The following is a 21,790-nucleotide window of genomic DNA, read 5'->3' as shown; positions in this document are numbered from 1 at the left end:
CCTATCCTCCCTTGATGATCGTCGGTCAGGCGCGCGCCCGGGCTCCCCGCCCGGTCAGCGCAAAGGTGAACACGAGCGCGACGACCAGCACCGCGCCCTTGACGAAGTCCTGCGTGTAGTAGGGCGCGTTCAGCATGGTCAGCCCCTGCAGGAGGATGCCGACAAAGAGCGCGCCCACCGCCGTCCCGAAGGCGTTGGGCCGCGAGGCGCCCAGCACCGCGAAGCCGATCAGAGCCGCCGCCACCGAGTCGAGCAGGAGGTTGTTGCCCGACGCCACGTCCCCCCGCCCCAGCCGCGCCGCCAGCAGGATGCCCCCCAGCGCCGCCAGCGTGCCCGAGATCACATAGGCTCCGATCCGGTAGGCCCCCACATTCGTCCCCGCCAGCGCCGCCGCCTGGGCGTTGGAGCCGATCGCGTACATCAGCCGTCCGTGCCGCGTCAGCTCCAGGAACACCCAGACCAGCACCGCGACCAGAAGCAGGAACACGACCGACAGCGGCACCACGTCCCACAGCCGGTACCGCCCGAGCGCCAGAAAGGCGGGCGAGAACGTCCCCTGCGCCACGCCGCCGCCGGGCAGCGCCATGCCCGTGGCGATCGAGTTGCCCTCGGTCGGGATGCGCTGCAGCCCGATCAGCACGAACATCATGCCCAGGGTGGCGAGCAGGTCGGGCACCCGCATCTTGACAATCAGCAGCCCGTTGACGAGCCCCACCCCGGCCCCCATCAGCAGGCAGAGCCCCACCGCCGCGAGCGCCCCCATCTCCCACACGACCATCACATAGGCTGCGAGCATCAGCGCCGAGGTGGCGACCGCCCCGATCGAGAGATCGAACCCCCCCACGACCAGCGTGCAGGTCACCCCGAGCGCGAGGATGCCGGTGATCGCCACCGACTGGAGGATGAACACGGCCGAGGGCACGGTGAGAAAGCCGGGCTGGAGCCAGCCGAACAGCCCCACCATGCCGAGGAGCAGCAGAAGGAACCCGTAGCGGATGGCGAAGTCGCGCGCCGTCATGCCGCGGCCTCCGCCGCCTCGCGCATCACCGCGCCGAGGTCGAGCGCGCGGTTGACGTGCTCGGCCACGATCGTGTGTCCGGCCATCACCAGGATGCGGTCGGCGATCTCGGCGGCCTCGTCCACCTCGCTGACCAGCACCAGCGTGGCGCGCGCCGCGGCCGTCTCGCGCAGCCGCGCCCCGATGTCGCGCCGCGCCCGGATGTCCACGCCCTGGAACGGCTCGTCGAGCACGAGAAGGCGGCACGGTTCGGCCAGCCAGCGGCCCACCACCACCTTCTGCTGGTTGCCCCCCGACAGGGTTCCGATCCCGTCCCGCACGCCCTGGCAGACCACGCCCATCTCCTCCACCATGCGCCGGCCCAGCGCCGTCTCCGAGCGCGGCCGCAGAAAGGGCCCGGCCGCGTGGCGGTGCAGGAACGGCAGGGTCAGGTTGCGCCCGATGTCCCAGTCGGGGACCAGCGCGTTGCGCCGCCGGTCGCGCGGCACCAGGAAGACCCCGCGCCCCACCGCCTCGGCCGGCGAGGCCGGGGCAAAGGGCGCGCCGTCGAGGCGCAGATCGCCACCCGCCGGCCGCTCGGTCCCGAACAGCACCCCCGCCAGCGTCCCCTTGCCCGCGCCGACGAGGCCGGTGACCGCGATCACCTCGCCCTCGCGCGCGACCAAGTCAAAGGGCCGCGCGCCGGGCCGCAGCACCAGCCCCCGCGCCTCCAGCACCGGCCGCCCGCCCGCCGCGGGCTCGAGCTCCGCCTCGCCCAGGTCGCGCCCCAGCATGGCGCGCAGCGCCCCCGCCGTGTCGAGCGGGCGCTCCTCGAACAGCCCGGCGATGACGCCGTCGCGCATGGCCACCACCCGGTCGGCCAGCCGCCGGATGTCGCCCATCCGGTGCGAGATGTAGAGAAGGGCCACGCCCTGGGCCCGCAGCCGGTCGATCAGGCCGAACAGCCGCCGCGCCTCGGCCTCCGAGAGCGAGGAGGTGGGCTCGTCTAGGATCAGCAGGCGCGGCCGGTGCGCCATCGCCCGCGCGATCGCCACGAGCTGCCGGTCGGCCAGCGGCAGATCCCGCACCGGCGCGCCCAGATCGGCCGCAAGCCCCACCGCCTCGGCCAGGGGCCGCGCCGCCGCCCGGAGCCGCCGCGCCGAGGCCACGCCCACGCTGCCATCCGCAATCCGGTCGAGCAGCAGGTTCGAGGCGACGTCGAGATCCGGCACCACACCTTCGTCGATCGCCTGGTGGACGGTGACCACGCCCGCCCGCAGCGCCTCGGCCGGCGAGGCGGGGGCGAAGGGCCGTCCCTCGAGCAGGACCCGTCCGCCATCGGCCCGGTGGACCCCGCAAAGGACCTTGACGAGGGTGGACTTGCCCGCGCCGTTCGCGCCCATCAGCACGGTCACGGCGCCGGCCGGCAGATCGAGGTCGATGCCGCGCAGGACGCGATTCGGCCCGAAGGCCTTGGTCAGCCCCTCGATGCGGATGGCCGCTCCCGTCACGCCGGTCCTCCCCGCCCTGCCGTCCTGCCGGGCGCGCCAAGGCGACCCCATGCCTCGTCAAAAGTCAACACCGTTTGACAAAAGTCGGGAAGCGGCCGACATTCGGCAGCGGGGCCGGGGAGGCGGCCCCGCATCGGGGGGAGGAACCGGCATGGATGCCCAATCCTATGCGCCGCTTGCCGCGGACAGCCTGCCTGCGCGGCTGGGCACGATTCCCGCGCTCCGCGACCGCCTCGGCAACCCCTCCACCTGGCGCGCCCGCGAGGTGGGAGACGGTAACCTCAACCTCGTCTTCATCGTCGAGGGCGAGCGGGGCGGCCTCGTGGCTAAGCAGGCGCTGCCCTACGTCCGGCTTGTGGGCGAAAGCTGGCCGCTGCCGCTCACCCGCTCGTTCTTCGAGTTCCACGCGCTGACGCGCCAGGCCGCCCGCGACCCGGGCTCGGTCCCCGAGGTGGTCCATTTCGACGAGGGCCAGGCGCTGGTGGTCATGGAATACCTGCGGGACCACGTCATCCTGCGCCGCGCCCTGATCGAGGGGCAGCGCCCCGAAGGCTTGGGCCGGCGGCTCGGCACCTTCTGCGCGCGCACGCTGTTCCGCGGCTCGGACCTCTGCATGAAGCCTGCGGACCGCAAGGCCGACCTCGCGCTCTTTGCCGGCAACGTCGATCTTTGCGCCATCACCGAGGATCTGGTCTTCACCGATCCCTATTTCGAGGCTCCCCTCAACCGCCACACGCCCGCGCTCGCCCCGCTCGTGGCCGAGCTGCGCGCCGACGCGGCCCTCAAGATCGCGGCCCAGCACCTCAAGACCGCCTTCGCCGCCCGGGCCGAAACGATGCTGCACGGCGACCTTCACACCGGATCGGTCATGGTGGGCCCGGGCAGCATTCGCGTGATTGACCCGGAATTCGCCACCTACGGGCCCATGGGCTTCGACGTGGGCATGCTGATGGCGAACTTCCTGATGGCCTTCTGCGCCGCCCCCGCCCATGCGGGACCCGATCACGGCGCCTGGATCCTCGGGGAGATGCGGGCCGTCTGGACCGCCTTCGAGATCGAGTTCACCCATCTGTGGCGCACCGAGCGGACGGGCATGCTGTTTCCCCCCGCCCTCTACGAGGAGGCGGGACAGGCCCACGCGGCCGAGCAGGCGCGCCTCGACTGGCTGGGCGGCGTCTGGCGCGACACGCTGGGCTTTGCCGGGATCGAGTGCCACCGCCGCATCCTCGGCCTCGCTCACAATGCCGATTTCGAGACGATTCCCGACGAGGCCCTCCGCGCCGCCTCCGAGGCGCGCGCGCTCGCGCTCGGCCGGGCGCTGATGCTGGGGCAGGGGGCGATCCCCGGCATCGACTCGCTTCTCGCGCTCGCGCGCGACATCGCCGAAAGGGACTGGCTGTGAAGATCGACGGCACCCCCTACCGCTCCATCTGGCGCGAACAGGACGGCTCCCGCTGGGGCGTCGTGAAGGTCATCGACCAGCGGTGGCTGCCCCATGAACTGCGCATCGAGGCGCTGGGCGACCGCGCGGCCTTTGCCACCGCGATCCGCGACATGTGGGTGCGCGGCGCCCCCCTGATCGGCGCCACGGCGGCCTACGGGGTGGCGGTCCAGATGGCCGCGGATCCCTCCGATGCCTCGCTCGACGAGACCTGGGAGGTTCTGCATGCCACCCGTCCCACGGCGATCAACCTGCGCTGGGCGCTCGACGACCTGCGCAGCCGCCTGCGGCCGCTGCCCGAGAATGCGCGCGCCGCCGCCGCCTTTGCCAGGGCCGACGCGATCTGCGACGAGGACGTGGAGATGAACCGCCGGATCGGCGAGCACGGCCTCGCCCTCATCCGGGAGATCGCGGCGCGCAAGAAGCCGGGTGAGCCGGTGCGCATCCTCACCCATTGCAACGCGGGCTGGCCGGCCACGGTGGACTGGGGAACCGCCACCTCGCCCATCTACCACGCCGTCGAGGCGGGCATCCCCGTCCACGTCTTCGTGGACGAGACGCGGCCGCGCAACCAGGGCGCCCAGCTCACCGCCTGGGAGCTCAACAAGGCCGGCGTGCCCCACGACCTCGTGACCGACAACGCGGGCGGCCACCTGATGCAGCACGGCGAGGTGGACCTCGTCATCGTGGGCACCGACCGCACCACCGCCAACGGCGACGTGTGCAACAAGATCGGCACCTATCTCAAGGCGCTCGCTGCGCGGGCCAACAACGTGCCCTTCTACGTCGCGCTGCCCTCGCCCACGATCGACTGGACCGTGCGCGACGGCCTGCGCGAGATCCCCATCGAGGAGCGCGCCCCCGAGGAGGTCACCCATGTCCAGGGCCGGGACGAGACGGGCCGCATCGTCCAGGTCCAGGTCTCGCCGGACGGGACCGGGGCGCGCAACCCCGCCTTCGACGTCACGCCTGCCCATCTCGTGACCGGCCTGATCACCGAGCGCGGGATCTGCGAGGCGAGCGCCGAGGGCCTCGCCGGGCTGTTCCCCGACCGCGCGCCCCGGGGCTAGGCCAGCATCGCCTCCGCCACCCGGGCGGAGGTCGCCAGATGCGTGACATAGCCCCCCCGGATCGCGGCCAGGCTCGGCTCCACCTTGTCGAGGCCGGGGGTCACCAGGATGCCCGCCTCGAGCCCCACCAGGCGGCGCAGGTCCACCCCGATCATGCGCGCCTCCATGCCGCCGGGCACCGCGCGCCCCTCCCGGTCCACGAAGCGGCCGCAGATCACCCCGACCGCGCCCCCCCCGATCGCGTGGCGCAGGTCCTCGGCGCTGGCCAGCCCCGACATCACCACATGGCTGTCGGCCGCCGCCGTGCCCACGGAGAACAGGAACTTGTTGACCTCCGCCAGACGGTCGAGCTGGGCGCGGATCACCGGCTCCTCGCGCAGGGCGGCGGCCAGGTCCGCCCGGCTCAGGATCGCCGGCGCATGGAGGTTGACGCAGGCCCCTCCCAGGCGCTCGGCGAGCAGCGTCGAGCAGGCCTCGGCCGTGAAGCCGTAGGGGGTCGCCATGGACCCCACGAGCTGGAGCACCGTCAGCCCCGCGATCCGCTGCGGCTCGAGCGCAAGGGCCACGTCGTGCACCGTCCGCCCCCAGGCCACGCCCAGCCGGTCGCCGGGTGCGAGCAGGGCGGGCAGCCAGGACGCCGCGCCGCGGACCACGCGCACGAACCGCTCCTCCGCCCCCAGCCCGTCATCCGGAACCACATGCGCGCCCCGCAGCCCGAACCGCTCGCACAGCGCCAGCGCCAGGCGGTGCCCCTCGAAGGCGCCGGGCGCCAGCGTCACCCGCACGAGGCCCTGCGCTCGGGCCTCGCGCAGGTGATTGACCACCGTGGCCCGCGACAGGCCCAGCCGGTCGGCGATGGCCTGCTGGTTCAGCCCCTCCTGATGGTAGAGCCAGGCCACCTCCACCACGATCCCCGAGCCGACCGCCCCGGCCGCCCGCCGCCGCCCGCCCATCCGCTCCTCCCGTTGGCGATTGTCAGCCTTTCTTGACTTTTGTCGAAGCCTGCCCTCCCGTCAAATGCGCAACGACGCGGAGGGGCATCGTGTTCGAGAACCTGTGGCGGGACGAGGAAGCGCAGGGCTGGGCCGAGGGGGCGGGCGACGACCCGGCGGCGCGGGCCCTCGCTCTCAGGGTCTATTCCTCGCGCCTGATCGGCTCGGTGCCCGACCTCGTGATGCACGGGGGCGGCAACACCTCGATCAAGCTCCGGGCCCGGGACGTCTTCGGCGACACCGTCGAGGTGATCCACGTCAAGGGATCGGGTGCCGATCTCGACACGATCACGGCCGCGGGCCTGCCGGCCGTCCGCCTCGAGCCGCTGCGCCGCCTGCGCGCGCTTTCCGCGCTGTCGGACGAGGCGATGGTCAACGTCCAGCGCGCCAACCTGCTCGACAGCACCGCGCCCAACCCCTCGGTCGAGACGCTGCTCCATGCCTGGCTGCCCGACGCGGTCGTGGACCACACCCATGCCACGCCCTTTCTCGCGCTCGCCAACCTCCCCGAGGCCGAGGCCGCCTGCCGCGAGATCTTCGGCGACCGGCTCGCCGTCGTGCCCTACATCATGCCGGGATTCGCGCTGGCGCGCGCCGCGGCCGAGGCGCGCGAGCAGCATCCCGAGGCCGAGGGGCTCCTGCTGCTCAACCACGGCCACTTCACTTGGGGGCCGGACCCCCGCACCTCCTACGACCGGGTGATCGCGCAGACCAATGCGGTGGCGGCCTGGCTCTCCGACCGCCTGCGCAGCCGCCCGCGCCCGCCCGCCCGGCCCGCCGCGCCGCCGCCCGACCCGGCGGCGGTCCTGCCTGCGCTTCGCGGCGCGCTCGCCTCGGCCCTGCCCGAGGGGGCGGCGCTGCCCGTCCTCGACCTCCGGGCGACCGACCACGCCCGCGCGATGCTCGCCCGCCCCGACGCACCGGATCTCGCCCGCCGCGGGGTGGCCACGCCCGACCATGTCATCCGCACCAAGCGATTCCCCCTCTGGGCCCCGGACCCGTCGCCGGATGCGCTCCGCGCCGGCGTCGCAGACTGGGCCGCGGCCTACCGCGAGGCCTTCGAGCGCCAGACCGCGCGCGCCGGTGCGCGCCGGGCCCTGCCCGCGATGCCCGGCCTCGTCTGGCTGCCGGGTCTCGGGGTGGTCGGGGTGGGGGGCACGGCCACCGCCGCGCGCATCGCCGCCGATCTGGGCGAGCAGACCCTCCGCGTCATGGAGATGGGCGAGGGTGCCGGCGGCTTCCGCCCCATCGGCGAGGCCGACACGTTCGACATGGAATACTGGCCGCTCGAACAGGCCAAGCTCGGCCGCGCGGCGCCGCCGCCCTTCGCGGGGCGCGTGGTCCTCGTGACGGGCGCGGCGGGTGCCATCGGCCGGGCCACGGCGGCGGCCTTCGCCGCCGGGGGGGCCGCGCTCTTGCTCGCCGACCGCGAGGGGACGGACGTGGCCGGCGCCGCCCGCGCGCTCGGGCGCGATCACGCCCACTGGGAAGGGGACCTCACCGCCCCCGGCGCGGCCGAGGCGGCGGTGGCCGCGGCGCGGGCGCGCTTCGGCGGGCTCGACATCCTGGTCTCCAATGCCGGCGCCGCCTGGCAGGGCGAGATGGCGACCCTGCCCGAGGCCGACCTGCGCGCCTCGTTCGAGCTCAACTTCTTCGCCCATGCCGCGCTGGCCCGCGCCGCCGCTGCGGCCTTCCGCGACCAGTCGGCGGGTCTCGGCCGGCCGGCGGGCGGGCAGATCCTGTTCAACGTCTCCAAGCAGGCGGTCAATCCCGGCCGCGCCTTCGGCGCCTACGGCACCGCCAAGGCCGCGACCTTCTTCCTGTTGCGCCAGCTCGCGCTCGAACTCGGGCCCGAGCGGGTGCGCGTCAACGGCGTCAATGCCGACCGCATCCGCTCGGGCCTCGTCTCGGACGCCTTTATCGCCGAACGCGCCGCCGCCAGGGGTGTCACGCCCGAGGCCTACATGGCCGGCAACCTCCTCGGCCAGGAGGTGGAGGCGCGCCACGTCGCCCAGGCCTTCGTGGCGCTGGCCGGGGCCGAGCGGACCACCGGCCATGTCATGACGGTGGACGGCGGCAACGTCGAGGCGCAGCTGCGCTAGGGGCGGGGCAGGGCGGCCGCGACGCGGCGCAGGATCTCCAGATAGCCCTCGACCGCCCAGGCCGCGCGGCCCACGAACAACCCGTCCACATGCGGGCAGGCGATCAGCGCGGCGCAGTTCTCCGCCGTCACGCTGCCCCCGTAGAGGACCGGGACCGGCCGGCCCAGCACCGCGCGCGCCACCTCCGCCAGCCGCGCCTGCCGGTCCTCGGCATAGGCGGGCTCGGCCGGAATCCCGCCCGTCCCGATCGCCCAGACGGGCTCGTAGGCCAGAAGGATCTCGCCCCCCGCCTCGGCCGCGGGGCGCAGCGCCGCCTCGGCCTGCCGCGCGAGCACGGCATCGGCGCGCCCCCCGTCGCGGTCCTCCGCGCTCTCGCCCACGCAGACCAGGGGCAGCAGGCCGTGACGCAGCGCCGCCGCGACCTTCAGCGCCACCGTGTCGTCCGTCTCGCCGAAATGGGTCCGCCGCTCCGAATGGCCGATCTCGACCAGCCCCGCCCCGCAATCGCGGATCTGCGGCATCGAGACCTCGCCCGTCCAGGCGCCCGCATCCTCCCAATGCCCGTTCTGCGCCCCCACCAGGACCGAGCTGCCCTCCAGCACCGCGCAGACCTCCGCCAGCGCGGTGAAGGGCGGGATGACGAAGCGGCGGATGCGCCCGTCGCCCCCGGGCTCCGCGGCCCGCAGCGCCTCGGCGAAGGCCCGTGCCTCCGCCCGCGTCTTGTTCATCTTCCAGCTCGTCCCGACCCACACCGTCATCCCGTCCCCCGACGCTGTCCTGCCGCACGGACCGCACCCCGCCCGCGCCCTCGCGTCAAGGCCCCCGGCCGAGAAGTCCGTCCGCCAGCCGGTCGGCCAGCGCCATTGTGGGCGCGTTGGTGTTGCCCGAGGGGATCGTCGGCATGGCCGAGGCATCCGCCACCCACAGCCCCCGCACCCCCTTGACCGCCCCGTCAGGCCCCAGCGGGGCGAGCGGGTCGTCGGCGCGGCCCATCCGCACGGTGCCGCAGGGATGGTAGTTGGTCTTGACGGTGCGCCGCACATGGGCGTGCAGCGCCTCGCCCCCCGTCACCTCCGCCCCCGGACAGATCTCCCCCTCCAGCCGCGCCGCCAGGGGTGCGGTCGCGGCGATCGCCCGGCACCAGGCCAGCCCCCGCTCGATCTCGGCCAGGTCGCGGGGATCGCGCAGATAGCCCGTCTCCACGAGCGGCGGATCGGCGGCCCGCGCCGAGCGCAGCCCCACCCTCCCGCGCGAGCGCGGCCGCAGCAGGCAGGCGTTCAGCGTCAGCCCCGGCGCGGGCGGCACGCCGGTCACGTCGCGGTCCAGATAGATTGTGGGCACGCAATAGATCTGCAGCGCCGCGTCCCCGCCCGCCTCGGGCCAGAAGGCGCAGGCCTCCACCCCGATCGTCGCCGCGGGCCCGCCCCCGCCCAAGAGGAAGCGCAGGCCGTTGCGAAGCATCCGCCAGCCGCGATCCTCGCCGAAATAGCCGTCGCGCCCGCGCGCGCGAAAGACCACCGGCGCCTCCAGGTGGTCCTGCAGGTTCGCGCCCACCCCCTCGCTCCCGGCCACAAGGGCGATGCCGTGGCGCGCCAGCTCCTCGGAGGGGCCGATCCCCGACAGCATCAGGAGCTTGGGCGTCTCGAACGCGCCCGCCGTCAGCACGACGCGCCGCGCCCGCACCGCCTCGCCCCGCACCACGACGCCCACGGCCCGGTCGCCCTCGAACAGCACCCGCTCGGCCGGACTGCGCAGCCGCACGGTCAGGCGTGCGTCGCTCCGCAGGGGCCGCAGAAAGGCATCCGCGGCGCTGCAGCGCCAGCCGTGGCGCGCCGTCACCTGCATCAGCCCCACGCCCGTCTGCCGCCCGCCGTTGAAATCCTCCGTCACCGGAACGCCCAGCGCCGCGCAGGCCGCCACGAAGTCCCGCGACATCGGATGGACGTAAGGGCTGTCCGAGACGCGCAGCGGCCCGCCCCGTCCATGTGCGGGCGGTCCCAGCCGGTCGTTGTCCTCCAGCCTCACGAAATGGCGCAGCATCGCCTCCCAGCCCCAGTCGGCGCCCGTCGCCTCGGCCCAGGCGTCGTAATCGGCGGGCTGGCCGCGCATGTAGACCATGGCGTTGACGCTCGATCCGCCGCCCAGGATGCGCGCCTGCGGCACGATGGGGGCGCGGCCGTCCAGCGCCGGCTCGGGCTCGGTGCGGATCATCGCCAGATAGCGGTCCGAGGCGAGGAACTTCATGTAGCCCGCCGCGATCCGCAGCAGCGGGTTGCGATAGGGCCCCCCCGCCTCCAGCAGCAGGACGCGCTCGCCCCCCTCTGCCACCAGGCGCGCGGCGATCAGGCAGCCCGCCGATCCGCCCCCGACCACGATCGTGTCGAAGGTGCTCACGCCGCGATCCGCCGGCCCGTGGCGGCGTCGAACAGATGCGCCCGTCCCGGCCGGATGCGCAGCCCCACCGTCTCGTCGTAATCGGGCACGGGGGCGCCGGGCCGGCAGGTGGCCTGCACCATCTCTCCCCCCAGCCGCAGGGTGGCCAGCGTCGCGGCGCCCGTGAACTCCACGGCAAAGACCTGTGCGCAGAGGCCCGCAGCCTCGGGCGCGACCACCTCCAGATCCTCGGGCCGGATGCCCAGAACGGCCGCGCCCGGCACCGCGATTCCCTCGATCCGCTGCCCCGCCACCTCCGCCCCCTCCGGCCCGCCGCGCACCGGCAGGAAGTTCATCGGCGGCGATCCGACAAAGCCCGCCACGAAGCGGTCGGCGGGCCGCTCGTAGATCGCCTGCGGGGTGTCGAGCTGCCGGATGCGGCCGCCCTCCATCACCGCCACGCGCGTGGCCAGCGTCATCGCCTCGCTCTGGTCGTGGGTGACATAGACGATCGTGGTGCCCAGGTCGTGGTGCAGCCGCTTGAGTTCGGCGCGCATCGAGACGCGCAGCTTGGCATCCAGGTTGGACAAGGGCTCGTCCATCAGGAACAGGCGCGGCCGCCGCACGATCGCGCGCGCCAGCGCCACCCGCTGCCGCTGCCCCCCCGACAGCGCCCGCGGCCTGCGGTCCAGATAGGGCCCGAGGCCTACGCGCTCGGCGGCCTCGGCGACCAGGCGCGCGCGCTCCTCGCGCCGCATGCCCCGCAGGCGCAGGGGATAGCCGATGTTCTCGGCCACGCTCATGTGCGGATAAAGGCCATAGCTCTGGAACACCATGGCCACGTCGCGATCGCGCGGGGGCCAGTCGGTCACGTCGTCCGCGCCGATGCGGATCGTGCCGGCATCCGGCGTCTCCAGGCCCGCGATCAGCCGCATCGTCGTGGTCTTGCCGCAGCCCGAGGGGCCCAGCAGCACCAGGAACTCGCCCTCGGCCACGTCCAGATCCAGGTCGGCCAGCGCCGTGACCCCGCCCCAGCCCTTGCAGAGGCCCCGGATGACGATGCCGCCCATGCTCCTCCCCGCATTGCCAACCCATTTCCATGATGATATGATGAATGTCAATCCCGGCGCGATGCGGCCGCGCGCCGGCCGGACGCCGAAGGCCGCTGGGGAGGATCGCTCATGACCATCATCGTTCCGCGCGGCCTGCGCCGGCCGGTGACCCGCCGCTCCGTCCTGCGGACCGGCAGCCTGCTGGCGGGGGCGGGGCTCCTGTCGGCCGCGGGCCTGCCGCTGCGCGCCCAGGACTCGGGCATCGACTGGCGCCAGGCCGCGGGGACGCGCATCGTCCTCGCCGGGCTCCAGCATCCGTGGATGGACGCGATCGAGCCCCTCGTGCCGCGCTTCACCGAGCTCACCGGCATCGAGGTCACGGTCGAGAAGCAGTCCGAATCCGAATATGTGGCCTCCATGCCCGTCCGCCTCGGCGCGGGCAGTGCGGTCCCGGACGTGTTCATGATCTGGTCGCTGGGCCAGGCGATCTCGGCCGGCTGGCTCGAGCCGCTCGACCCCCACCGCGCCGACCCGGCCCTGTTCGATGCCGCCTGGTACGACGAGGAGGACGTGTTCTCCTCTGCCCGCTCCTTCGAGCGCTGGGGCGACGGCCAGAGCTACGGCATGGCCATCACCGCCGAGGCGCAGACCATGTTCTACAACGGCGAGGCGCTCGAGGAGGCGGGCCTCGCCCCCCCCGCCACCATGGCCGAACTGGAAGAAGCCGCTGCCGCCATGGCCGGCCCCGACCGCGCGGGCATCGCCATGCGCGCCAAGGCCACGGGCGACGCCGCCCCCTGGACGGCCGCGGGCTTCATCTTCTCCCACGGCGGCAGCATCGTCACGCTCGAGGGCGGCTCGGGCCTTCTGCTGCCCGAGACCGTCGCCGGCGTGGAGACCTACGGCCGCCTCCTGCGCGAGCACGGCCCCCTCGGCATCGGCAACTACCACTGGATGGAATGCCTCAACGACTTCCAGCAGGGCGCCGTCGCCATCGGCTGCGACAGTTCCAACTTCGCCACGGACATCATGGACCCGTCGCGCAGCCTCGTGGCCGATCACGCCGTCTTCGGCGCGCTGCCCGCGGCCGGGGACCGGCCGGCCAAGCCCAACATGTGGCACTGGATGGCGGGGATCAACGCGGCCTCGGCCAACAAGCCCGCGGCCTTCCTGTTCCTCGTCTGGGCCACCTCGCCCGAGACCTCGCTCGAGGCCGCGGCCGCCGGGCTTGCCACCACGCGCAGCTCCGCCTGGTCGTCCGGGGCCTTCCGCAACCGCTTCGGAGAGCAGGCCGCCGAGGCCGCGCTCGCCAACCTCCAGGCCGCCGACGGCGACCTGTTCAAGGCCGCCTGGTTCCATCCCCGCGGGCCCGAGATCCTCGACGCCGTGGGCATCGCCGTCAACGAGGTCGTCACCGGCGCGGCCGACGCCGAGACGGCGCTCCGCGCGGCCGATGCCAAGGTCTCGGCCATCCTCGGCGGCTGAGACGACGGGGCAGGGGCCTCCGGCCCCTGCCTGTTCCCCCGATGGCCGCCGCCCGCTCCCGCCCCCGCCCCGAGGCCGCCGCGCGGCGCCGCTTCGTGCTGCTCATGCTGCTGCCCGCCACCGCGCTGCTGCTCGCGGTGACGCTGTTTCCTTTTCTCTGGGCCTTCGCGATGAGCCTCACGGACCTCGCGCTGACCCGGCCGGGACAGACGCGCTTCGTGGGCCTCGCCAACTATGCCGACCACCTCGCCTCGCCCGATTTCTGGCGCGCCGCGCGCGTGACGGCGCTGTTCACGCTGCTGGCCGTCTCGATCCAGCTCGTGCTGGGCGTCGGCCTCGCCGTGCTGCTCCACCGCGAGACGCGGGGGGCCTGGGCCTGGCGGCTCGCCTTCCTCTTGCCCATGGCGATCACGCCCGTGGCGGCGATCTTCACCTTCCGCATGATGTTCCACCCCTCCATCGGGGTGTTCAACGCGATCCTGCGCGACCTCGGCCTGCCGCCGGTGGACTGGCTCGGCACGCCCGGCATGGCGCTCGTCTCGCTCCTGATCGTCGATTGCTGGCAATGGACGCCCTTCGTGCTGCTCATCGCCGCGGGCGGCCTCGCCTCGCTCGACCCCGAGCCGCTCGAGGCCGCCGAGGTGGACGGCGCCACTCCCTGGCAGGTGCTGCGCGACCACACCCTGCCCATGCTCGCCCCCTTTCTCGCCGTTGCGGTCGTCTTTCGCGCCATTGACGCCTTCAAGACCTTCGACATCATCTTCGTGCTGACCGGCGGCGGGCCGGGCGTCGCCACGCGCACCCTCAACCTGCTCGCCTACAAGCAGGGGATCGAGTTCCTCTCGATCGGCTATGCCGCGGCGCTCGCCATCGTCATGCTGGTGGTGACCATCGTCGCGGCCCAGCTCTTCCTGCGCCGAACCGGCTTCTTCCGCCCGAGGGCCGCGCTGTGAGGCGTCCCTCCCGCTTCTCCCGGCGCGCCCGCCGCCGCCTCGGCACGCTCCTGCGGCGCCTCGTGCTCGGGCTCTTCGCGCTCTGGTGCCTGTTTCCGGTCTACTGGCTCGCCACCATGTCGCTCAAGACGCCGGTCGAGGCCGCCTCGCGCAACCCCTCCTTCCTGTTCCGCCCCATCCTCGACAATTACCGCGCCGTACTCGACCGGCCCGAAATCTGGGGCTACTTCGTCAACAGTTCGATCGTCGCTCTGGGCTCGACCGCGCTCGTGCTGCTGATCGGGGTGCCCTGCGCCTATGCGCTCGGCCGCTACCGCTTCCGCGGCGCGGCCGATTTCGGCTTCTGGATCCTGACCACCCGCATGACTCCGCCCGTCGCCGTGCTGATCCCCTTCTACGTCCTCTATGTCCGGACGGGCCTCGTGGACACGCGCGCGGGGCTGATCCTCGCCCATGTCGCGCTCAACCTCTCGATCGCCGTCTGGCTGATGAAGGGCTTCTTCGAGGACCTGCCCCCCGAACTCGAGGAGGCCGCGCTCGTGGACGGCGCCACCCGCTGGCAGGCCTTCCGCGACATCGCCCTGCCGGTCGCAGTGCCCGGCATCGCGGCCGTGGCCATCCTGTGCTTCCTGTTCTCCTGGAACGAGTTCCTGTTCTCGCTGGTGCTCGCCGGCTCCACCGTGCGCACCGTGCCGCTGGGCCTCTACTCCTTCATCGGCTACCAGCAGATCGACTGGGGATCGCTCTCGGCCAGCGCGGTGCTGCTGCTTGCGCCCGTGCTCGTGATCCTGGTCCTGTTCGGCCGCCATCTCGTGCGCGGCCTCACGCTGGGGGCGGTGAAATGAACCGGGTGTTGCGGACCCATGGCCAGCCGGGCCGCATCGCGGGCGAACTGGGGCAGGAAATCCTCGCCGGCACGCTGCGGCCCGGCCACCAGCTTCCGCCCGAGCCGGCCCTTCTCGCGCGCATGGGCGTGAGCCGCACCACCCTGCGCGAGGCGATCAAGATCCTGGCCGCCAAGGGCATGGTCTCCGCCCGCCCGCGCGTGGGCACCATCGTGCGCCCGTCCGCGGACTGGAGCCTGCTCGACCCCGAGGTGCTCGACTGGCTGTTCCGGGGGGGCGATCTCGAGGGGGCGCTGGCCGAGCTGTTCGACATGCGCCGCATGATCGAGGCCGAGGCCGCCGCTGCGGCCGCCCAGATGGCCTCGCCTGCCCAGATCGCGGCCATGCAGGCGGCCTATGCGGCCATGGAGGCCGCTCCGTCCGAGGCGGCGGCGCTCGATGCGGACGTGGCCTTTCACGGCGCGATCATCCGCGCCTCGGGCAACCGCTTCCTGGCGGCGCTCGCCGGCGTCAGCGAGACCGCCCTGCGCGCCACCGTCAAGCTCTCGGTCCGTCGCCCGGGCGGGCTGCCCTACTCGCTGCCCCAGCACGCCGCCGTGCTCGAGGCGATCGCGGCGCGCGATCCGGCCGGCGCCCGGACCGCCATGGAATCGCTCATCCTGAACGCCCAGAGCGATGCGGTGGCCCAGGCGCGGGCCAGCCGCCTGCCGGCCGGCCCGCGCCCGCCCGAGGGGCGCACGCGGACTTGAAGGCCCTCGCGCGGGGGGCTATCTGTTCGGCTGGATTTTCCTCCACAACCGAAGGACCACAGCCATAGGACGCAGACCGCACAACGCCCCCCCCGTGCGCGAGACGGGCCCCCGCGTGAACGAACGCCTCCTGCGCGGAGGCGAGATCCGCGTGATCGGGGCCAGGGGCGAGAACCTGGGCATCATGTCGCCCGAGCGGGCCCTCTCCCATGCCGAGGAGGCGGGCCTCGACCTTGTGGAGATCTCGCCCACCGCCCAGCCGCCGGTCTGCAAGATCATGGATTTCGGCAAGTGGAAATACGAGACCCAGAAAAAGGAAGCCGAGGCGCGGCGCAAGCAGAAGACCATCGAGATCAAGGAGGTCAAGTTCCGCCCCGGCACCGACACGCACGACTATGACGTGAAGATGCGTTCGGTCTTCAAGTTCCTGGAGGAGGGCGACAAGGTCAAGGTGACCTTGCGCTTTCGCGGCCGCGAGATGGCCCACCAGGAACTGGGCAAGGCCCTTCTTGACCGCGTGGCCGAGGACGTGAAGAACCAGGGCAAGATCGAATCGATGCCCCGCCTCGAAGGCCGCCAGATGGTGATGATGATCGCCCCGGCCAAGTAGGCGGTCCGATCCGGCATTCCCGAGAGACCTGGCCCGGCTCCGTTGCCGGGCCTTTTTTCTGCCGCCCGCGCCTACATGAATCCCAGCTCGAGCCGGGCCTCGTCCGACATCATGTCCATGCCCCATTGGGGCTCGAAGGTCATCTCCACATCGACCTGCTTGACGCCGGGCACCGCCCCCACGGCATCGGCGACCCAGCCGGGCATCTCGCCCGCCACGGGACAGCCCGGAGCGGTCAGCGTCATCACGATCCGCACGGCGCCCTCCTCGTCGATGGCCACCGTGTAGACGAGGCCCAGATCGAAGATGTTGACGGGGATCTCGGGGTCGAACACGGTCCGGCACGCCTCCACCACCTTCTCGTAGAGGGGATGGTCGGTGCTCGACGGCGCGATGAGCGGCGTGCCCTCCAGGCGGGGTTCGCTCGCGGTCATGGGGCGCTCCCTCGGACAGAAACCCGACCGTTCATATAAGGAAAGCCCCTCCGCCCGCAACCCGCCGGCTCAGCCCCGCCGGTCGGGAAACCAGGCCCGCGTGCGGTTGGCGAAGGCCACCAGCGACAGCATCACGGGCACCTCGACGAGCACGCCCACCACGGTGGCCAGCGCCGCCCCCGAACCCAGGCCGAACAGCGAGATCGCCACCGCCACCGCCAGTTCGAAGAAGTTCGACGTCCCGATCAGCGCACAGGGCGCGGCGATGTCGAACGGCACGCGCAGCACGCGCGCCGCCCCATAGGCGAGGGCGAAGATCCCGTAGCTCTGGATGAGCAGCGGCACGGCGATCAGGACGATCGCCAGGGGGCGGGCCAGCACCGATTCCGCCTGAAAGCCGAACAGCAGCACCACGGTCATCAGCAGCCCCGCCACCGTCGCGGGCTTGATCGCGTCCCGGAACGCCTCCACCGCCGCCCGCCCGCCGCGCGCCACGAGCCGCCGCCGGGTCGCGATCCCGGCCGCCAGCGGGATGACGATGTAGAGCAGGACCGACAGCAGCAGCGTCTCCCACGGCACGACCAGATCGGTGAGCCCGAGGAGAAGCGCCACGATCGGCGCAAAGGCGAACACCATCACCACGTCGTTCACGCTGACCTGGACCAGCGTGTAGGTCGGATCGCCGCGTGTGAGCTGCGACCAGACAAAGACCATGGCGGTGCAGGGCGCGGCCCCGAGCAGGATCACGCCCGCCAGATAGGCCTGCGCATCGTCCGGCGGGATCAGCCCGGCAAAGACGTGCTCGAAGAACAGCACCCCCAGCGCCGCCATGGTGAACGGCTTGACGAGCCAGTTGACGACCAGCGTCAGCACGAGGCCCCGCGGCTCCTCGCGCACGCGGCGGATGGCGCCGAACTCGACACCGACCATCATCGGATAGACCATCGCCCAGATCAGCACCGCCACCGGCAGGTTGACCGAGGCGACCTCCAGCCGCGCCAGCGCGCCGAACAGGCCGGGCACGGCCAGCCCCAGAGCCATGCCGAGCCCGATCGCCCCCGCCACCCAGAGCGACAGCCAGCGCTCGAACGGGCCCAGCCCCGCGGGCGCTCCGGCCGCCGATGTCATGACCCTCTCTCCCCGCCCGTGTCGGAATCGCGCGCACCCTGGGCCGAAGGGCGGCCAGGCACAACCGCTTTCCCTCGGCCCGCCCCTGCGCTAGAGGGCGCCGCCCCCACCCTGCCGGTGATCCATGCCAGACCCCTTCCGCTTCACGCTCCGGGCGACGGACGGCGCCGCTCGTGCCGGCCTGATCGAGACGCCGCGCGGCACGATCCGCACGCCCGCCTTCATGCCCGTGGGCACCGCCGGCACCGTCAAGGCCATGCTGCCCGAGAGCGTGCGCGCCACCGGCGCCGACATCCTGCTCGGCAACACCTACCACCTGATGCTGCGCCCCGGCGCCGAGCGCGTGGCGCGCCTCGGCGGGCTCCACCGCTTCATGAACTGGGACGGGCCCATCCTGACCGATTCGGGCGGCTTCCAGGTCATGTCGCTCGCCGCGCTGCGCCGCCTCGACGAGGACGGCGTGACCTTTGCCTCCCACATCGACGGCTCGCGCCACCGGCTCACGCCCGAGCGCAGCATGGAGATCCAGCGCCTGCTGGGCTCCGACATCGTCATGGCCTTCGACGAATGCCCCGCGCTGCCTGCGCCCGAGGAGGCCGTCGCCGCCTCCATGCGGCTGTCGATGCGCTGGGCCCAACGCTCGCGCGAGGCGTTCGGGGACCGCCCCGGCCACGCGCTGTTCGGCATCATGCAGGGCGGCGTCACGCGCAGCCTGCGCGAGGAATCGGCCGCGGCGCTGCGCGCGATCGGCTTCGACGGCTACGCCATCGGCGGCCTCGCCGTGGGCGAGGGGCAGGAGGCGATGTTCGGCGTGCTCGACTACGCCCCCGCGCTGCTGCCCGCGGACCGGCCGCGCTACCTCATGGGCGTGGGCAAGCCCGAGGACATCGTGGGCGCGGTCGCGCGCGGGGTGGACATGATGGATTGCGTGCTGCCCACGCGCTCGGGGCGGACGGGCCAGGCCTGGACGCCGGGCGGGCCCGTCAACCTGCGCAACGCGCGGCATGCCGACGACCCCCGCCCGCTCGACGAGAGCTGCGCCTGCCCCGCCTGCCGCGGCTATTCGCGCGCCTATCTCCACCACGTGGTCCGCGCGGGCGAGATGATCGCCGGGATGCTGCTGACCTGGCACAACCTCCACTACTTCCAGCAGATCATGGCCGGCATGCGCGAGGCGATCCTGGCCGGCCGCTTCGACGGGTGGCAGCGCGCCTTCCACGATCGCCGCCGCGCGGGCGACATCCCGCCCCTCGCCTGACGCGCAACACCCTCGCCCCGGCCGGGCCGCGAAAGACGCCAAGTCCCTGTCGGGCAAGGCACAGCCCGCTCCTGCGGCGTCAACCATCCGTTAACCCCCGCCGTGCGGTGCGTTAACCGTCCGTCAACCATGTCCGGGCTAGAACGCCCCTGCGCAACGAGGAGGCAGGCGGACATGGACGGATCATCGACAACGGCACGGACCGCGCGTCCGCCCCTGCGATCACATGTCCCGTGTGCGGCCGGACAGCCCGTTGACACCCCTGCGTCCAGCCCCCAACTATCCGGCACCGACCGGGGAAGGCCGAGCGCCGCCGACGACCGGGGCCAGAGCCTTTCCGCTAAAGGGGATCCCGCATGACCGAACCCACCAGCCATCCCGTCCTGCCGCTGCGCGACATCGTCGTGTTCCCGCACATGATCGTGCCCCTCTTCGTGGGCCGCGAGAAGTCCGTGCGCGCGCTCGAGGCGGTCATGGCGGACGACCGGCAGATCCTGCTGTCGTCCCAGATCGACGCCGGGGTGGACGATCCCGGCACCGACGGCATCTACCGCGCGGGCGTGCTCGCCAATGTCCTGCAGCTTCTCAAGCTGCCCGACGGCACCGTGAAGGTGCTGGTCGAGGGCCGCTCGCGCGTCCGCATCACCCGTTTTCTGCCCAACGAGCGGTTCTTCGAGGCCGAGGCGCAGCCGCTGGAGGAAAGCGAGGGCGACCCCGACGTGGTCCGCGCGCTCGTGCGCTCCGTGGGCGGCGAGTTCGAGAAGTATGCCAAGATCAAGAAGAACATCCCCGAGGAGGCCGTCGCCGCCGTCGTGGACACGACGGACCCGGCCAAGCTCGCCGACCTGATCGCGGGCCATCTGGGCATCGACGTCAAGCAGAAGCAGGACCTGCTCGAGACGCTGGTCGTGGCCGAGCGTCTGGAAAAGGTCTTCGGCCTCATGCAGGGCGAGATGAGCGTCCTGCAGGTCGAGAAGAAGATCAAGACGCGCGTCAAGTCCCAGATGGAGAAGACGCAGCGCGAGTACTACCTCAACGAGCAGATGAAGGCGATCCAGCGCGAGCTGGGCGAGGGCGAGGACGGCCAGAACGAGGCGGCCGAGCTCGAGAAGCGCATCCAGGAGACCAAGCTCTCCAAGGAGGCGCGCGAGAAGGCCGAGGCCGAGCTCAAGAAGCTCAAGTCCATGTCGCCGATGTCGGCCGAGGCCACCGTGGTGCGCAACTATCTCGACTGGCTCCTGGGCGTGCCCTGGGGGGTCAAGTCGCGCATCTCCAAGGACGTGACCAAGGCCGAGGCCATCCTCGACGCCGACCATTACGGCCTCGAGAAGGTTAAGGAGCGCATCGTCGAATATCTCGCCGTCCAGGCGCGCAGCCAGACGCTCAAGGGTCCGATCCTCTGCCTCGTCGGCCCGCCCGGCGTGGGCAAGACGAGCCTCGGCAAGTCCGTCGCCAGGGCCACGGGGCGCGAGTTCATCCGCATCAGCCTCGGCGGCGTGCGCGACGAAAGCGAGATCCGCGGCCACCGGCGGACCTATATCGGCTCCATGCCCGGCAAGATCATCCAGGCGCTCAAGAAGGCCAAGACCACGAACCCGCTCATCCTGCTCGACGAGATCGACAAGATGGGTCAGGACTTCCGCGGCGACCCGGCTTCGGCGCTTCTCGAGGTGCTCGACCCCGAGCAGAACTCGACCTTCGTGGACCACTATCTCGAGGTGGAATACGACCTGTCCAACGTGATGTTCATCACGACGGCGAACTCCTACAACATGCCGGGTCCGCTTCTGGACCGGATGGAAATCATCCCGCTCGCCGGCTACACCGAGGACGAGAAGCGCGAGATCACGCGCCGCCACCTGCTGCCCAAGGTGCTGAAGAACCACGGGCTCAAGCCCTCGGAATTCGAGCTGACCGACGAGGCCATCATCGAGATCGTGCGCACCTACACGCGCGAGGCCGGCGTGCGCAACCTCGAGCGCGAGATCGCCAAGATCGCGCGCAAGGCGGTGACGCGCCTCGTCAAGAAGGAGGCCGACCGGGTCGTGGTCACGCCCGAGAACCTGGGCGAGTTCCTCGGGGTCAAGAAGTTCCGCTACGGCCTGGCCGAGAAGGAGGACGCGATCGGCGTCGTCACCGGGCTGGCCTGGACCTCCGTGGGCGGCGAGCTTCTGTCCATCGAGGCGCTGCGGATGCCCGGCAAGGGCCGCATGAAGACCACGGGCAAGCTCGGCGACGTGATGAAGGAATCGATCGAGGCGGCCTCCTCCTACGTGCGCTCCGTGGCGCCGCAGCTGGGGATCAAGCCGTCCAAGTTCGACAAGATCGACATCCACGTCCACGTTCCCGAGGGCGCGACCCCCAAGGACGGACCCTCGGCCGGCCTCGCGATGGTGACCTCCATCGTCTCGGTGCTGACCCAGATCCCCGTCCGCAAGGATGTCGCCATGACGGGCGAGGTGACGCTGCGCGGCAACGCGCTCGCCATCGGCGGGCTCAAGGAGAAGCTGCTTGCCGCGCTGCGCGGCGGCATCAAGACCGTCCTGATCCCCGCCGAGAACGAACGCGACCTGCCGGAGATCCCGGACAACGTGAAGCAGGGGCTGACCATCATCCCCGTGAGCCACGTCTCCGAGGTGCTGCGCCACGCGCTGGTCCGCCAGCCCGAGCCCATCGAGTGGGACGAGGAGGCCGAGGAGGCCGCCGCCGCGGCGCGGGCCCGCCAGGCGGTCGAGGACGCCGCCGCCGGCACGGTCGCCCATTAGGGCCCTCCCCGCGCCGCCTCTCCGG

18 protein-coding genes are annotated in these 21,790 nt (G+C 72.3%); 10 read left to right on the top strand and 8 right to left on the bottom strand.

Going from position 1 to position 21,790, the window contains the following annotated elements; genetic code table 11:
- Positions 1 to 25: 25 nt before the first annotated feature.
- Positions 26 to 1,018, bottom strand: a complete 993-nt coding sequence (locus tag GT358_RS13590) for an ABC transporter permease (RefSeq protein WP_166583176.1) — start codon at positions 1,016 to 1,018, stop codon at positions 26 to 28.
- Positions 1,015 to 2,508, bottom strand: a complete 1,494-nt coding sequence (locus GT358_RS13585) for a sugar ABC transporter ATP-binding protein (RefSeq protein ID WP_371416297.1) — start codon at positions 2,506 to 2,508, stop codon at positions 1,015 to 1,017. Before GT358_RS13585 ends, GT358_RS13590 begins: the two co-directional genes overlap by 4 nt.
- A gap of 151 nt (positions 2,509 to 2,659) precedes the next feature.
- Here GT358_RS13585 and mtnK point away from each other — a divergent pair, with 151 nt between their 5' ends.
- Entirely contained in the window at positions 2,660 to 3,910 is a 1,251-nt protein-coding gene (gene mtnK / locus GT358_RS13580) for an S-methyl-5-thioribose kinase (RefSeq protein WP_166583174.1), read from the top strand.
- A complete protein-coding gene (mtnA, locus tag GT358_RS13575; RefSeq protein ID WP_166583173.1) occupies positions 3,907 to 5,019 on the top strand; it encodes an S-methyl-5-thioribose-1-phosphate isomerase in 1,113 nt (370 codons plus the stop codon). The genes mtnK and mtnA overlap by 4 nt, the downstream gene beginning before the upstream one ends.
- Here the strand turns inward: mtnA and GT358_RS13570 are convergent.
- Positions 5,016 to 5,972 (bottom strand): sugar-binding transcriptional regulator, encoded by a 957-nt coding sequence (locus tag GT358_RS13570; protein WP_166583172.1) that lies wholly within the window; start codon positions 5,970 to 5,972, stop codon positions 5,016 to 5,018. The genes mtnA and GT358_RS13570 overlap by 4 nt on opposite strands.
- Positions 5,973 to 6,061: 89 nt before the next feature.
- On the opposite strand from GT358_RS13570, the gene GT358_RS13565 reads away from it, so the two are divergent.
- Positions 6,062 to 8,113, top strand: a complete 2,052-nt coding sequence (locus tag GT358_RS13565) for a bifunctional aldolase/short-chain dehydrogenase (protein WP_166583171.1) — start codon at positions 6,062 to 6,064, stop codon at positions 8,111 to 8,113.
- Here the strand turns inward: GT358_RS13565 and GT358_RS13560 are convergent.
- Genes GT358_RS13560 through GT358_RS13550 form a run of 3 tightly spaced genes read right to left on the bottom strand, consistent with a single transcriptional unit; the run spans position 8,110 to position 11,556 of the window.
- Positions 8,110 to 8,871 (bottom strand): triose-phosphate isomerase, encoded by a 762-nt coding sequence (locus tag GT358_RS13560; RefSeq protein ID WP_166583170.1) that lies wholly within the window; start codon positions 8,869 to 8,871, stop codon positions 8,110 to 8,112. The two genes, GT358_RS13565 and GT358_RS13560, sit on opposite strands and share 4 nt — an antisense overlap.
- A gap of 55 nt (positions 8,872 to 8,926) precedes the next feature.
- A complete protein-coding gene (locus GT358_RS13555; protein WP_166583169.1) occupies positions 8,927 to 10,507 on the bottom strand; it encodes a GMC family oxidoreductase N-terminal domain-containing protein in 1,581 nt (526 codons plus the stop codon).
- Entirely contained in the window at positions 10,504 to 11,556 is a 1,053-nt protein-coding gene (locus GT358_RS13550) for an ABC transporter ATP-binding protein (protein WP_166583168.1), read from the bottom strand. Before GT358_RS13550 ends, GT358_RS13555 begins: the two co-directional genes overlap by 4 nt.
- A 111-nt stretch (positions 11,557 to 11,667) precedes the next feature.
- Here GT358_RS13550 and GT358_RS13545 point away from each other — a divergent pair, with 111 nt between their 5' ends.
- The 5 genes from GT358_RS13545 (at position 11,668) to infC (ending at position 16,180) form a co-directional block, all read left to right on the top strand.
- Complete coding sequence (locus GT358_RS13545; protein ID WP_166583167.1) at positions 11,668 to 13,023, top strand: extracellular solute-binding protein; 1,356 nt, start codon at positions 11,668 to 11,670, stop codon at positions 13,021 to 13,023.
- A gap of 41 nt (positions 13,024 to 13,064) precedes the next feature.
- Entirely contained in the window at positions 13,065 to 13,976 is a 912-nt protein-coding gene (locus tag GT358_RS13540; RefSeq protein ID WP_166583166.1) for a carbohydrate ABC transporter permease, read from the top strand.
- A complete protein-coding gene (locus GT358_RS13535) occupies positions 13,973 to 14,821 on the top strand; it encodes a carbohydrate ABC transporter permease (protein WP_208103529.1) in 849 nt (282 codons plus the stop codon). Before GT358_RS13540 ends, GT358_RS13535 begins: the two co-directional genes overlap by 4 nt.
- A complete protein-coding gene (locus tag GT358_RS13530; RefSeq protein WP_166583165.1) occupies positions 14,818 to 15,570 on the top strand; it encodes a FadR/GntR family transcriptional regulator in 753 nt (250 codons plus the stop codon). Before GT358_RS13535 ends, GT358_RS13530 begins: the two co-directional genes overlap by 4 nt.
- Before the next feature lie 64 nt (positions 15,571 to 15,634).
- Complete coding sequence (gene infC / locus GT358_RS13525) at positions 15,635 to 16,180, top strand: translation initiation factor IF-3 (RefSeq protein WP_371416299.1); 546 nt, start codon at positions 15,635 to 15,637, stop codon at positions 16,178 to 16,180.
- A 71-nt stretch (positions 16,181 to 16,251) separates the two neighbouring features.
- On the opposite strand, the gene GT358_RS13520 is transcribed toward infC, so the two are convergent.
- Positions 16,252 to 16,614, bottom strand: coding sequence for an SUF system Fe-S cluster assembly protein (locus GT358_RS13520; protein ID WP_166583163.1), 363 nt, complete (start codon positions 16,612 to 16,614; stop codon positions 16,252 to 16,254).
- 69 nt (positions 16,615 to 16,683) lie between these two features.
- Positions 16,684 to 17,742 (bottom strand): ACR3 family arsenite efflux transporter, encoded by a 1,059-nt coding sequence (arsB, locus tag GT358_RS13515; RefSeq protein WP_166583162.1) that lies wholly within the window; start codon positions 17,740 to 17,742, stop codon positions 16,684 to 16,686.
- A 124-nt stretch (positions 17,743 to 17,866) separates the two neighbouring features.
- Between arsB and tgt the strand changes: the two genes are divergently transcribed.
- A complete protein-coding gene (gene tgt, locus GT358_RS13510) occupies positions 17,867 to 19,000 on the top strand; it encodes a tRNA guanosine(34) transglycosylase Tgt (protein WP_166583161.1) in 1,134 nt (377 codons plus the stop codon).
- A gap of 356 nt (positions 19,001 to 19,356) precedes the next feature.
- Positions 19,357 to 21,765 carry an endopeptidase La gene (gene lon / locus GT358_RS13505; protein ID WP_166583160.1) on the top strand — a complete coding sequence of 803 codons (2,409 nt, stop codon included), beginning with the start codon at positions 19,357 to 19,359 and terminating at the stop codon, positions 21,763 to 21,765.
- Positions 21,766 to 21,790 lie beyond the last annotated feature (25 nt).

This window comes from Rubellimicrobium sp. CFH 75288 (assembly GCF_009904055.1).
Classification (GTDB): domain Bacteria; phylum Pseudomonadota; class Alphaproteobacteria; order Rhodobacterales; family Rhodobacteraceae; genus Rubellimicrobium.
The sequence above is the reverse complement of the archived record's forward strand: the minus strand, read 5'-3'. Positions and strand labels throughout refer to the sequence as shown.

Coding starts and splice junctions, on each gene's coding strand:
- tgt (WP_166583161.1), top strand. CDS start 17,867: ATGCCAGACCCCTTCCGCTTCACGCTCCGGGCGACGGACGGCGCCGCT.
- GT358_RS13550 (WP_166583168.1), bottom strand. CDS start 11,556: ATGGGCGGCATCGTCATCCGGGGCCTCTGCAAGGGCTGGGGCGGGGTC.
- GT358_RS13530 (WP_166583165.1), top strand. CDS start 14,818: ATGAACCGGGTGTTGCGGACCCATGGCCAGCCGGGCCGCATCGCGGGC.
- arsB (WP_166583162.1), bottom strand. CDS start 17,742: ATGACATCGGCGGCCGGAGCGCCCGCGGGGCTGGGCCCGTTCGAGCGC.
- GT358_RS13590 (WP_166583176.1), bottom strand. CDS start 1,018: ATGACGGCGCGCGACTTCGCCATCCGCTACGGGTTCCTTCTGCTGCTC.
- mtnK (WP_166583174.1), top strand. CDS start 2,660: ATGGATGCCCAATCCTATGCGCCGCTTGCCGCGGACAGCCTGCCTGCG.
- GT358_RS13560 (WP_166583170.1), bottom strand. CDS start 8,871: ATGACGGTGTGGGTCGGGACGAGCTGGAAGATGAACAAGACGCGGGCG.
- GT358_RS13570 (WP_166583172.1), bottom strand. CDS start 5,972: ATGGGCGGGCGGCGGCGGGCGGCCGGGGCGGTCGGCTCGGGGATCGTG.
- lon (WP_166583160.1), top strand. CDS start 19,357: ATGACCGAACCCACCAGCCATCCCGTCCTGCCGCTGCGCGACATCGTC.
- GT358_RS13545 (WP_166583167.1), top strand. CDS start 11,668: ATGACCATCATCGTTCCGCGCGGCCTGCGCCGGCCGGTGACCCGCCGC.
- GT358_RS13540 (WP_166583166.1), top strand. CDS start 13,065: ATGGCCGCCGCCCGCTCCCGCCCCCGCCCCGAGGCCGCCGCGCGGCGC.
- GT358_RS13520 (WP_166583163.1), bottom strand. CDS start 16,614: ATGACCGCGAGCGAACCCCGCCTGGAGGGCACGCCGCTCATCGCGCCG.